Raw genomic sequence first — 13,311 nt, forward strand, 5'->3', positions numbered from 1 at the left:
AGCCCTTGTGGTTTGAAGCGTCCGAGCCCAGTCCCAGAGAAACCATGTGATGGCTTAGTCGGCCGGAATTGGCGGAGGGATTGGAGGTAGGTAGGAAAGCTTGTCCGAGGCATGTTTGTTGTTTGAAGGTTTAGGCCTTCATCTGATGGACATGCTGGATTGATGTTGCCTGACCGCGCATCACCGGATGATATCTCGAGAAGCTGGTCTTAATGGTATGGCTTCGAGGTGCACCGGCGTGCCCTCAATGAAGACCGTACCGACACGTCGATGTCATCAGGAAATGACTTGATTGTAAAAGGTAATCAGGTTGCCGTTCCCTAGGGAATGGCTATGGATGAGCATAGACAATGAGAACGAAGAAGTGAATTAAGGGCATTTGGTGGATGCCTTGGCATGCACAGGCGAAGAAGGACGTGATACGCTGCGAAAAGCCGTGGGGAGCTGCGAATAAGCTTTGATCCATGGATCTCCGAATGGGGCAACCCACCTTAAATGCTTGGAAAATCCAGTCTGTTTTAACGAACGGCCTGGGTTTCCAAGCATTGTGATAAGGTATCTGCACCTGAATACATAGGGTGTAAGAAGCGAACGCAGGGAACTGAAACATCTAAGTACCTGCAGGAAAGGACATCAACCGAGACTCCGCAAGTAGTGGCGAGCGAACGCGGACCAGGCCAGTGGCAATGATGAATAAAGCGGAACGATCTGGAAAGGTCGGCCATAGAGGGTGATAGCCCCTTACGCGTAGAACAGTCATTGTCCTTGAGTAGGGCGGGACACGTGAAATCCTGTCTGAACATGGGGAGACCACTCTCCAAGCCTAAGTACTCGTGCATGACCGATAGCGAACAAGTACCGTGAGGGAAAGGTGAAAAGCACCCCGACGAGGGGAGTGAAATAGAACCTGAAACCGGATGCCTACAAACAGTCGGAGCCCGCAAGGGTGACGGCGTACCTTTTGTATAATGGGTCAACGACTTAGTGTAACTAGCAAGCTTAAGCCGGTAGGTGTAGGCGCAGCGAAAGCGAGTCTGAACAGGGCGATTGAGTTAGTTGCATTAGACCCGAAACCGAGTGATCTAGCCATGAGCAGGCTGAAGGTTGGGTAACACCAACTGGAGGGCCGAACCCGTATCTGTTGCAATAGATTGGGATGACTTGTGGCTAGGGGTGAAAGGCCAATCAAACTCGGAAATAGCTGGTTCTCCGCGAAATCTATTTAGGTAGAGCGTCGACCGAATACCCTCGGGGGTAGAGCACTGGATGGGCTATGGGGACTCACCGTCTTACTGATCCTAACCAAACTCCGAATACCGAGGAGTACTAGTCGGCAGACACACGGCGGGTGCTAACGTCCGTCGTGAAGAGGGCAACAACCCTGACCTCCAGCTAAGGTCCCCAAGTCATGGCTAAGTGGGAAAGGATGTGAGGATCCCAAAACAACCAGGATGTTGGCTTAGAAGCAGCCATCATTTAAAGAAAGCGTAACAGCTCACTGGTCTAAATAAGGGTCTTTGCGCCGAAAATGTAACGGGGCTAAAGCCATGCACCGAAGCTGAGGATTGTGGCAACCTTCGGGTTGCTTCAGTGGTAGCGGAGCGTTCCGTAAGTCTGTGAAGGCGGACCCGTGAGGGCTGCTGGAGATATCGGAAGTGCGAATGTTGACATGAGTAACGATAAAGGGAGTGAGAGACTCCCTCGCCGAAAGACCAAGGGTTCCTGCTTAAAGTTAATCTGAGCAGGGTTAGCCGGCCCCTAAGACGAGGCGGACACGCGTAGTCGATGGGAACCACGTTAATATTCGTGGGCCTGGTGGTAGTGACGGATCTCGTGTGTTGTACATTCTTATTGGATTGAATGTGCGGCGAAGAGGTTCCAGGAAATAGCTCCACCGTATAGACCGTACCCGAAACCGACACAGGTGGTCAGGTAGAGTATACCAAGGCGCTTGAGAGAACTATGTTGAAGGAACTCGGCAAATTGCACGCGTAACTTCGGAAGAAGCGTGACCCTTTTGTACGCAAGTATGATGGGGTGGCACAGACCAGGGGGTAGCGACTGTTTATCAAAAACACAGGGCTCTGCGAAGTAGCAATACGACGTATAGGGTCTGACGCCTGCCCGGTGCTGGAAGGTTAAAGGGAGGGGTGCAAGCTCTGAACTGAAGCCCCAGTAAACGGCGGCCGTAACTATAACGGTCCTAAGGTAGCGAAATTCCTTGTCGGGTAAGTTCCGACCTGCACGAATGGCGTAACGACTTCCCCGCTGTCTCCAACATAGACTCAGTGAAATTGAATTCCCCGTGAAGATGCGGGGTTCCTGCGGTCAGACGGAAAGACCCCGTGCACCTTTACTATAGCTTTACACTGGCATTCGCCAAGGCATGTGTAGGATAGGTGGTAGGCTTTGAAGCAGGGACGCCAGTTCTTGTGGAGCCATCCTTGAAATACCACCCTTATCTTCGTGGATGTCTAACCGCGGTCCGTTATCCGGATCCGGGACAGTGTATGGTGGGTAGTTTGACTGGGGCGGTCGCCTCCGAAAGAGTAACGGAGGCGCGCGATGGTGGGCTCAGACCGGTCGGAAATCGGTCGTCGAGTGCAATGGCATAAGCCCGCCTGACTGCGAGACTGACAAGTCGAGCAGAGACGAAAGTCGGTCATAGTGATCCGGTGGTCCCGTGTGGAAGGGCCATCGCTCAACGGATAAAAGGTACGCCGGGGATAACAGGCTGATGACCCCCAAGAGTCCATATCGACGGGGTTGTTTGGCACCTCGATGTCGACTCATCGCATCCTGGGGCTGGAGCAGGTCCCAAGGGTATGGCTGTTCGCCATTTAAAGCGGTACGTGAGTTGGGTTCAGAACGTCGTGAGACAGTTCGGTCCCTATCTGCCGTGGGTGTAGGAATATTGACAGGATCTGTCCCTAGTACGAGAGGACCGGGATGGACGTATCTCTGGTGGATCTGTTGTCCTGCCAAGGGCATAGCAGAGTAGCTATATACGGAATGGATAACCGCTGAAGGCATCTAAGCGGGAAACCAACCTGAAAACGAGTGTTCCCTATCAGAGCCGTGGAAGACGACCACGTTGATAGGACGGGTGTGGAAGCACAGCAATGTGTGAAGCTTACCGTTACTAATAGCTCGATCGACTTCTTCGTTCCCATTGATTATGTTCATCAAGCAAAGCTTGATGACATCGTCTTCTGTCCTGACGCGCTGAAAGCGCTCCGGACGGGCCGCGCCATAAGGTATTTTGCTTGACAGCAAAAACCGGAAGGCGCGACAGACCTCTGGTCTGTATGGCTCCAAGCTCGATCTCGAGCAAAGGTAGAATACGGATCGGTCAGACAAGACGTGTAATTAAGACAAAAAGTGGTAATGCCACCCAGCTTCTCGAAAACAACTTATGTTGTTGCGTTTTGCCGACCTGGTGGTTATCGCGGGGCGGCTGCACCCGTTCCCTTTCCGAACACGGCCGTGAAACGCCCCAGCGCCAATGGTACTTCGTCTCAAGACGCGGGAGAGTAGGTCGCTGCCAGGTCTGCAAAACGCAACAATCAATCTTCTCATCACTCTCTTCGGCCCAGCCGATACAAAGGGCCGCTACAAGCGGCCTTTCGTCGTTCTACGGCATAAAACAAGGCAAACGCACAGCGCGTCCCTTACAGGAGATAAATTGCTCCGCAATTTACTCCGGCAATATGCATCACAGCTTCCCTGTGATGCAGTCGCGATAAATCCCATAGGGATTTACGCTGGTAATGACATTTTTGCTAACGCAAAAACGCAGTCGGTATTTTGCTAACGCAAAAACCTGGTAAACACGCAAACTCTTCGAGTTTGCTCTGTCGCGACAAGTTCTTCGAACTTGCGCTGGTAACGCGGGGTGGAGCAGCCCGGTAGCTCGTCAGGCTCATAACCTGAAGGCCGCAGGTTCAAATCCTGCCCCCGCAACCATTTCCAGATATTTCCGCGTTCAAGTCCCAGAACACAAAGCTCCTTCGTGTAAAGCTTTGAGGAGCGTTTTGTGTTTGACCTCTGTCTCGAGTTCGGCGTCGCGATGAAATCCACAGGCCGGCAGCGCATTGCAGGGCATCACGTTGTTATTCTGTTTACATCAGGCATCGCAAGAAGGCCCTGTGAGCAGCTCGGCAAAGTTTGACTGCGCTTGATGAAGATAGACGTCTTTGGATGTCCTGCATGGGATTGCTCAGCAATGGCCTCCAGAAGGCTCTAAACCTCACGCATCTAAAACGATATCCGTCAGCGGCACAGCCTGGCATGTCAAGCATTGATCGGCTTCCAGCTCTGATAAGTCGATCAGATGCCGGATCTTACCGGTCAGAACTCTGACGGAGCAGCTTTCGCATTGGCCGACCCGGCAGCCGCTTGGAATGGACAGGCCCTGCTCTTGCGCCGTTTGCAGCAGCGGAACGAGTGGTGTGCCGGGCCGCCACACGATTGTCCTGTCTGACTTGGCGAATGTTACCTTCCGTTCGGCGAGACCCTCCACGGTGGCCGCACTTGAAGCACCGAAACGCTCCTTGAAAAACTCGAACTTCGGGACGCCGCGATCACGTAGGTCCCGTTCGACGGTATCGATCATAGCGTTTGAAGCGCAGATATAGAATCGGGCGCGGGCCGCCAGCAGTTCGTCCGCAATATGGGAAACATCGAAACGACCGTGAATATCGAAATCGTCACCCGGTTGCGGCTGGCTGAGATACAAAATGATCCGCAGCGTCGGCAATTTTTGCGCGAGCTGGGTGAGCCGGTCCCGGAAGGGTCTTTCGGCGGCGGATCGGCAGGCATAATGCAAAATGAGCGGCTGACGGATTTCAGGCCGCTCGGCCATCGTTTCGAGATAGGAGAGAAAAGGGGTTATTCCTATGCCTCCCGCTATCAGGACGACCGGGAAATCGGGGGCAGTGGGCAATACGAATACGCCTGACGGAGGTCTTACCTCGATAATTGCTCCTTGCCTTGCCTTGTTCCAGATCTTCGGCGAGAGAGCGCCACCCTCAACGCTTCGGATTCCCAGCGAATAATGGTCGAGCTCTTCCAGCGCTGCGTTTGTCAGGGAATAGCTGCGCTCGATCCCGTCGACTTTAATACTGAGATATTGGCCGGCCAAGAAGCCGGGCAGGGGCTCGGGCACGAGCGGCTCCAGAGAAATCGCCGCAACATCTCCCGCTTCGTCCTTTCGCTCCCGCACGCGAAAAGGCTTCCACCCCATCCACCCTCCCGGAATTTTGCGGTCGATCTGGCAGGCGAAGGAGCGTAGCGCCAGGGCACCGCTGACCGGATCGCGGTCACGCTCGCTGATCAGCTGGTTGAAATTTCCGTAAACGGGGAGAGTTTTGGTCGGGATGCTTCCGCCAAGGCCGAGATCCGGTGCAGGTTGCCACCACCCATAGTCGCTGGCGACAACATCGCGTGCCAGCATGTCATCAAATTTTGCCCGAGCCGAAATCTCCCCCAGACGGGTGCGGATCGATATCCAGTCATTTTCGGCGATGCCGCGGCTTGCTGCCAGATCAGGATGTATTTCCGCTATCGGTTCTCGTCGCCGGCGGCGAAGAGTGTTGATACCGCGGTCCTGACTATGACGAAAATAACCGTTGTTAACAGAAAACAGAATAAGCGGATGCTCCGGGGTCAGCCGCTCCGCCGGTTCCGTAAAGACGGGCACTGGCGAATACCCGTGGCGATGCAGAAGCTCCGAGTAAAATTCGGCTTTTCGCGTCTGCGTCGCAAATCCACCGTTGCGTTCGTATTTCTGAAACCGCGTTTCGAGAGGCAACGGAACCCCTTGGGGATTTTCTCGAAGCATATTCATATCGAGGCCGAGCGGCGCGAGTTGATACTCGAAGGCCTTTTCGATATCGCCGCCGAAGAAGAGATCGGTAAAGCCGAGGTGCACTGCGAGCTGGAAGGCAATCCACATGTCGGATCGGGCTTCACCGCAGGGCGGGATCATGGCAGAGCGCAACTGGACATGCTCCTGCGCTTCCTGTGAAATCTCGAAGCCGATTTTCAGCGCTTCGAATTCCCATGGGCTGGCAACAGGCAGCACGATGTCGGCTGTCCCAGCCGTCGGGTTCATGAACAGATCGCAATGAACCTGAAAATCCAGTGCTTCAAGCGCCGCTCGCCCCCGCTCCGAAGCCGGGTGGGACACAAGGAGGTTAGCACCGAAGCCGATCAGCGCGCGCACCCTGTAGGGTTTGTGTTCAAGTACGGCATCATAGAAATCCGTCGAATTGATCCATCCATGCGCCTGGGGTCCAAGCGGCCGCTCCTCAAGTCCCAGCGCCCGCTTCCGAGCTTCCGGCGTCAGCATCGTCATCGAATGGATAGATGCTTTGGGCAGTGAAGTGAGTTCGACGTTGCCGCCGCGCCGGTCGAAACTGCCGGTGAGGGCGTAGAGCGTCGCGATGGCCCTGTCGGTCTGGGTGGCGTTGGTGTGCTGGCCTATTCCAGTCCAGCCGTGGTAGGCGACGGATGCCGCTTCTGCCATCATCGATGCGAAAGTCTCGACATCGCTGGCTGGTATTCCCGTGATGCTTTCCACCATTTCCGGCTGATATCTGGCGGCTGCTTCGTGATAGTAGCTAAACGCCGTTCTCAGGGATGTAGGGCCAAAGTCGGTTTCGACCGCAAACCGGCCCATCAACGGAGCACGCCCGGCATGGCCGGTCGCTGAAGCCGGAGCGCCCTCTAGAGCGTCCCACACCAGAAAATCGTCATCAGCTCGGCCGACATCGTACCCCCTTGCGAAATGTCCCGTCTTTTCACAGACGAGGAAAGGGGCATTGGTCCAGTTGTGCACGAATTCCTTGTCATAGGCCTCGTCTCTCATCAGGCAATAAGCCAGGCCGAGCGCAAGTGCTGCATCCGTTCCGGGCCTGACGCGTAGCCACAGATCCGCATCCCGCGCCAACGCGGTCCGTCGCGGGTCGATGACGACCAACTTCGCACCCCGCGCGCGCGCGTTGCCGATCACCTCTGCCTGCGCCAGCCAGACATTGGTGGGATTGTGCCCCCACAGTATGATTAGCTCGGCATTTTTATAGTCCGGCGCAGGGGTCGCGCAGCCAAAGGTAAAAACATGCGCATTGTCTTTATGCCAATTGCAGACTTCGGTGGAGGAAAGAAGGTTTGGAGTGCCATAGGCGCGGGCCAAACGCTGTATCCAGTCAGCACTGTCAGAAATCGACGATGATGACCCTGAAGTCATGGAAAATACCACCGATTGAGGGCCGGTTTCATCGCGAAAACGGTGGAGCTTACCTGCGATCTCGTCCAGGGCTTCGTCCCAGGAAATAGGCTCGAACCCTGGATCCATATCGCTTTTGGCACGCGTCCGCCGTAGCGGCGTAGTCAGGCGACGTGCCGAGTGCGCGATCTCCGGAGCCGCCCTTCCTTTCGGGCAAATTGCTTTGCCGGTGGGATGAGAAGGGTTGGGACGAACCTCGACGAGCCGGCCGTCATCGACGACATTGAGCGTACCGCATCGAGAACGGCAGAGCGTGCAGTAGCCGGGAATTTCTTTTTGCAAATGCCACTCTCCTGAAGAGCGCTTCATCTCGAACATCTACTGCACAAGCCCCAGTCCAGCGTCGCATCGAGGCCAACCACGCAGCATAATTTCCCGCGGCTGTCGCGTCATGCACGCGGCACAGCAAAGCGCATCACGTTGATCCTGGTGCGGAGCCGGTGCCTCATCGGCGGCGGTGAGGTCGCCGCCGCAACTCAGTGTTTCAGTATCTGCGACAGAAATTCCCTTGTGCGGGCGTTTTGCGGCGCGTCGAAGAAGGCGTCCGGTCTCGCTTCTTCAACGATTTCACCGCGATCCATGAAGATCACCCTGTCCGCCACTTTGCGGGCGAAAGCCATTTCATGGGTGACGCAGATCATCGTCATGCCCTCATTCGCAAGCGAAACCATCGCGTCAAGAACCTCGGCGATCATCTCCGGGTCGAGCGCCGACGTCGGCTCGTCGAACAACAGCACCTTCGGCTCCATGCTCAGTGCGCGCGCGATCGCCACCCGCTGCTGCTGACCTCCCGAAAGCTGACCCGGATATTTGTTCGCCTGGTCGAGTACGCGGACCTTTGTCAGATATCTGGTGGCGGTCTGCTCGGCCTCCGCCCTCGATTTCCGGCGCACGAGCATTGGAGCCAGCAGGCAGTTCTCCATAACCGTCATGTGCGGAAACAGATTGAAATGCTGAAACACCATACCGACTTCACGGCACACCTCGCTGGCGCTCAGCATATCCGTATCCACCATAGTGCCGAGGACGCGTATCGATCCGGCATTGTGCTTTTCCAACTGGTTTATACATCTTATCAGCGTGGATTTACCCGAGCCCGAGGGGCCGCAGATCACGACTTTCTCACCGTTTCCAACCGAAAGGTTGATGTGTTTCAATGCCTCGTATTGTCCGTACTGTTTTTTAACGCCGCGCATTTCCACGATGATGGAATTTTCTCTGGTCATGATGTTCACCGTATATCCTTGTTCATTCTTCGCTCCAGAAACGCGCCGTATCGCGAGAGGCTGAAAACGACGGCAAAGTAGATGGCTCCGATGAAGACGTAGACTTCAGCGAAGGCGAAGGTCCATTCGCCGGTTCGGTAGGCTGCATTGGCGGAGGCCAGCAGATCGAAAAAGCCGACGACGGTTACCAGTGATGTTTCCATGAAAGTGACGACGAACTGATTGATTGTCGCCGGAAGCGCAAATTTGAAAGCCTGCGGCAGAATGATAACCGTCATACGTTTGGAATAGGGCAGGCCGAGCGCGCGGGCAGCCTCATCCTGACCTTTCGGCACCGCTTGCATGCCGCCACGAATGATTTCCGCTTGATACACCGCAAAATACAGCGTCAATCCTAGAATGACGCGATAAAGCTTTTCGCCCTTGGCGAAATCCGGAAGCACGAACGGCAGGATGATGGCAAATGTAAACAAGATGGACAGAAGCGGAAGCGCACGTACCGTGTCGATCATCAGTCCTGTTAATTTGGCAATCCACGGCATGCTCGAGTTGCGCAGCAGCGCCAGAAGAATGGCGAGCGGCATTCCGGCGATGACCGATGCGGCAAAGGTGAAAAGCGTGAGCGACAGGCCACCCCACTGTTCCTCCCGTATCTGGGGCAGGCCGAATACGCCTCCGGCCATCAGCACGTAAAACCCTATGAAGCCCGAAAGCCAGGTCGCCGCAAGCCTTTCCGCCGTCCACAATGCCGGCATGCAGCTTGCCACTATCGTCGCCATCATGATCATGCAAGCCGCCGCCGAACGCCAATGCTGCTCGTGTGGATAAAGCCCAAAAAAGATGAGGCGCCAGCGATTGGCGATAACGGACCAGCACGCGCCTGATGCCGCCATGCATTCGGCCTGCCGGGCCTGCGGGTCAAAAGTTGCGTCGAGCACGCCCCACTTCAACAGCCACCATCCGAAGATCACAAACAGCCCGACACACACAGCCGTGACGGCTGCAGCCAGCAATCTCGTGGGTCGGAACCTGCGCGAAAGCCTGTAAGATGGCGATGCATTGGAAGAAAATGTATCCAGAACCGTCATGTCCTAACTCCGCAACTGGTGGCCTTTGATCGCAATCGCGTCGTTCACGCGATTGAGGATCGTTGCAAGGGAAGCGTTGATCAGCAGGAACCCCGCCATCAGCAGGCCCACCATCTCCAGGGTCTGGCCCGACTGGGTTATCGCCGTGGCGATGACCATGAAAAAGTCAGTAAAACCAACGACAATGCCTAGGGTTGTTGCCTTGATAAGCCAGATATACTGGTTCGTCAGAATGGGCAGCATGGACTTCAGCGCAAGCGGCAAACGGATACGGGTAAATCCCTGCCAGGCAGTCAGGCCCAGAGCCTGTGCTGCCTCCATCTGGCCCCTGCCGACAGCAAGGAAGCCGCCTCGTACGATTTCACCGACATAAGCTGCGGCGTAGAGCGCTATCGCAAGGATGAGGATGTAAAGCTCGGGCTGAAGCCTGTATCCGCCACTGAAGTTGAGGCCTTTTAATTGCGGCATATTGAAAATTGGCGTTTGCGGGTTGTGGCCCGCCATCAGCACAAGCATGATTGCCAATAGGCTGAGGGTCGTAACCGATGTTATTACCCACCACCTATGACGGTGTTGAATGGTTCTGGCGCGCCGCGAGAGCTTGAAACAGAGCACGAAGCAGGCGAACGAAAAGCAGATTCCGAATATAGCCGCCGTAGTCCACGAGGATATATTGAGCGTGGGCAGATAGAGCCCCCTGTTGTTCAGGTAGATGCCGGATATCTCCAGAGAATTTCGCGGTGCGGGAAGCCTGCTGGCAAGCATGTACCAGAACGACAGTTGAACGATGAGCGGAATGTTTCGGAAAAGCTCGACATAAGCGGTGCCCGCGAAGCGCAAGGCGCCTATGGGAGAAATTCGCATGGTGCCTATCGCGCCTCCCAACGCAGTCGCCAACAGGAGAGCCATGACCCCGGTGAGCAACGTGTTCAGGAATCCCATCAGCAGTACCCACCAATAGGGATCGTTGGACGTGGTAGGGAAAAGCGAAAACGCCATGTCCCAACCAGCCGATTTCCATAAAAAGTCGAAACCGGAGCCGATGCCCTGCTCCTGCAGGTTCTGCCGCGCAATAAGTACGGCCGAAAGGAACAGGGCCGCGAAGCTCCCCACATAGAGCGCCTGCAGAAGGACGTATCTGGAGAAAAATCCCCGCCAATTCATGGTCGATCTCAATCTTTGCAAGAGGGGAAAATGCGCCGGGCCTTGCTTGGTGCAGGACGCTTGCTCTTTCTGAACGACAATTGCCCGGTCGGCTGCCACAGCGTCGCGTACCCGATATGATGGCGGAGGGATCGCTGTAGCAGCTTGTTTAATTTGAATATTTTTTTGAAAAGATTTTTTTGAAAAATATTCCGGCGGGCGGAACCGCGTTCCGTGGATACTCGATCAGTCAATAACGTAAGGATAAAGGGCGCCACCCTTGTTCCACAGCGCATTGACTTCCCGCGGCATCTTATATGGGGAGCCCATGCCGATATTGCGTTCGTAGATTTCCTCGAAATTGCCGACGTGCTTTATGACGTTGTAGGCCCATTTGTCGGACAGTCCGAGCGGCTTGCCCATTCCGGGCGTCACGCCAAGCAGTTTGGCGATTTCCGGCGTCGGCGGTGTGGCCTGCATCTCATCAACATTTGCCGATGTTATGCCTTCCTGCTCCGCAAATAGCAGAGCGGACAGCATCCAGTTGGCGACGTCCAGCCACGCATCGTCGTTTTGACGCACCACCATGACTTCCGGCGAAGCAGCCAGAATATCCGGCAGAATGACATGATCGTCCGGGGAAGCAGCCTTCAGGCGGGCTATTGCCAGCGATGGCCCGAACTCCACGAGCAGGTCGCACCGGCCCGAAAAATAGGCTTCATGCAGTTCCTCGCTCTTTTCCAATACGACCGGTTCGAGCTTGATGCCAAGCCGCTTGACATAATTGGCTGTATTTTTTTCCTGCACGGACCCGGCCATGATGCAGACGGTTCCGCCATCCGCCTCTTTCATCTCGCTTATTCCGAGCTTCTTGTGTGCAAGAACCTTCGTAGTGCCGAGGTAGTAAGGATTTGAGAACTGGAACCCGAGTTCGGTGTCACGCGAGAGCGTGCCTGCGGTGATCTTGATGATGATATCAACGTCTCCGCCCTGTAATGCCGGCCATCTTTGTACCCAGGATAGTGGAACAACCTTCAACTTGTCCGGAGTGCCGAAAATCGCCGTTGCGAGAGCGCGGCACAAGTCGATGTCCAGCCCTTTCCATTTGCCCTTATCGTCCAGTTCAGCAAATCCAAGATAGGATCCGTTATGTCCCGGGCAGCTCAGCGACCCGCGCTCCACGACCGCTTTCAATGTCGGGCTCTTCACATCCGGTGCGGTTTGCGCGAAAGCGGGAGCTGTGGCCGCAAGGCTCAGGCAGAATATAATGCCCATCCCAATTTTTCGTATCATAGGTTCCCTCTTATATTTTAGCTGTATTTAGCTTTTAGGCCGAGCCCACCAAGTAGGTTTATGCTCGGCGGAAGGATTATGGACTTGCTGCAAGTAGAGAAGCCAGTTTAAATATCGCAAATGCATTATTGAGATTTTTTATGTTACCTTCGGTTCGTCAACTTCAGTATTTTGTTGCCACCGCGTCTGCCGGACAGATTTCGCGGGCTGCGGCGATCATGAATGTCACTCAGTCTTCCATAACGATCGCCATTAAGGGGCTCGAAGATTGCCTCGGTTACAAATTGCTGCATCGGCACTCGCAAGGTGTCCAATTGACGAGCCGCGGAGAGATATTCTTTCAGAACGCACGGGGCGTCCTTCTGACACTTGAGACGTTGATGGATGTGCCCCCGATCGCCGCCGAGGATTTTGCGGGATCAGTGAAACTCGGTCTCACCTATACCGTTTCGGGTTATTTTCTTCCGGGGCTCATGAGCCAGATAAAAAGGGAGCTTCCGAAGCTGAAAATAGAGCTTATCGAACTGCCACGCGCGCAGATCGAAGATAAAATCCTAAAGGGAGAAATAGATGTCGGCGTAGTTCTGGTGTCCGACATGAAGGACAGAACCGATTTCGAAACCATCACATTGCTGAAGTCGACCCGCAATTTATGGGTGGGCGCCACGCACCGGCTGGCAGATAAAACTCAGGTTTCGTTCAAGGATATCGCTGACGAGCCATATATCGTCCTCGATGCTGACGATCATGAGGAGACGATGAAAAAGAACTGGGATAAATATGGATTTGAGCCCAAGATCATCCTACGCTCCCGCTCGATGGAGGCAGTGCGCAGCCTGGTTGCGGCGGGTTACGGCATATCCATCCTGTCCGATATGGTTCACCGCTCCTGGTCTCATGAAGCGCAACGGATATTGAAGAAGCGGCTTGTGGAAGACGTCAGCAAACTTGAAACCGGGGCCATATGGGCGCGCAACAGGGAATTGTCCTCATCCACGCGCAAACTGCTCGAGGTTATGCAGACCTTGCCAGTCGTTGATCTCGGTAAGTAATCATCCCGCGGCAGGACCGGCGTTTTGCAACTGCCACTCCTCGCCAAGTCGCCTGAAGTAGCATCCTGTCATACGAAACCTCGCAACGCCCTTGTAGGTGAGCGGTCCTGTACGCTCGGAACGGGATTTCAACAAACCCCTGTACGAAAATGCCGTGACCGGCCGAATCTCAACTTCCGGATTGCCATAGGCGTTAAACTCGCCATGATGTGCGGATTGCG

Annotated in this window: 6 protein-coding genes, 1 tRNA gene, 2 rRNA genes and 1 pseudogene; 5 read left to right on the plus strand and 5 right to left on the minus strand. The window is 54.9% G+C overall.

Annotation, left to right across the window (positions count from 1 at the left end):
• The first annotated feature begins 358 nt into the window (after positions 1-358).
• From CFBP5499_RS13675 to CFBP5499_RS13685, 3 genes are all read left to right on the plus strand, one after another.
• Positions 359-3,167 (plus strand): 23S ribosomal RNA (locus CFBP5499_RS13675).
• Positions 3,168-3,435: 268 nt separating this feature from the next.
• Positions 3,436-3,550, plus strand: a 5S ribosomal RNA gene (rrf, locus tag CFBP5499_RS13680).
• A 339-nt stretch (positions 3,551-3,889) separates the two neighbouring features.
• Positions 3,890-3,966 (plus strand) — tRNA-Met (locus CFBP5499_RS13685).
• Positions 3,967-4,249: 283 nt separating this feature from the next.
• On the opposite strand, the gene CFBP5499_RS13690 is transcribed toward CFBP5499_RS13685, so the two are convergent.
• The 5 genes from CFBP5499_RS13690 to CFBP5499_RS13710 form a co-directional block, all read right to left on the minus strand.
• Entirely contained in the window at positions 4,250-7,606 is a 3,357-nt protein-coding gene (locus tag CFBP5499_RS13690) for a molybdopterin-dependent oxidoreductase (protein WP_233284154.1), read from the minus strand.
• A gap of 158 nt (positions 7,607-7,764) precedes the next feature.
• A complete protein-coding gene (locus CFBP5499_RS13695; RefSeq protein WP_080827531.1) occupies positions 7,765-8,514 on the minus strand; it encodes an amino acid ABC transporter ATP-binding protein in 750 nt (249 codons plus the stop codon).
• 5 nt (positions 8,515-8,519) lie between these two features.
• Positions 8,520-9,602, minus strand: coding sequence for an amino acid ABC transporter permease (locus CFBP5499_RS13700; protein WP_080826955.1), 1,083 nt, complete (start codon positions 9,600-9,602; stop codon positions 8,520-8,522).
• A gap of 3 nt (positions 9,603-9,605) precedes the next feature.
• The gene (locus CFBP5499_RS13705; protein ID WP_080826954.1) at positions 9,606-10,766 is read right to left on the minus strand and encodes an ABC transporter permease subunit; all 1,161 of its coding nucleotides are present in this window, start codon (positions 10,764-10,766) and stop codon (positions 9,606-9,608) included.
• Positions 10,767-10,991: 225 nt separating this feature from the next.
• Complete coding sequence (locus CFBP5499_RS13710; RefSeq protein WP_199445967.1) at positions 10,992-12,020, minus strand: amino acid ABC transporter substrate-binding protein; 1,029 nt, start codon at positions 12,018-12,020, stop codon at positions 10,992-10,994.
• Positions 12,021-12,178: 158 nt separating this feature from the next.
• Here CFBP5499_RS13710 and CFBP5499_RS30885 point away from each other — a divergent pair.
• Positions 12,179-12,310: pseudogene (locus CFBP5499_RS30885) on the plus strand (helix-turn-helix domain-containing protein); the annotation flags it as partial.
• Positions 12,311-12,418: 108 nt separating this feature from the next.
• The gene (locus tag CFBP5499_RS13715) at positions 12,419-13,090 is read left to right on the plus strand and encodes a LysR substrate-binding domain-containing protein (protein WP_233284155.1); all 672 of its coding nucleotides are present in this window, start codon (positions 12,419-12,421) and stop codon (positions 13,088-13,090) included.
• The last annotated feature ends 221 nt before the right edge of the window (positions 13,091-13,311 follow it).

Source organism: Agrobacterium tumefaciens (assembly GCF_005221325.1).
In the GTDB taxonomy this organism is placed as follows: Bacteria; Pseudomonadota; Alphaproteobacteria; order Rhizobiales; family Rhizobiaceae; genus Agrobacterium.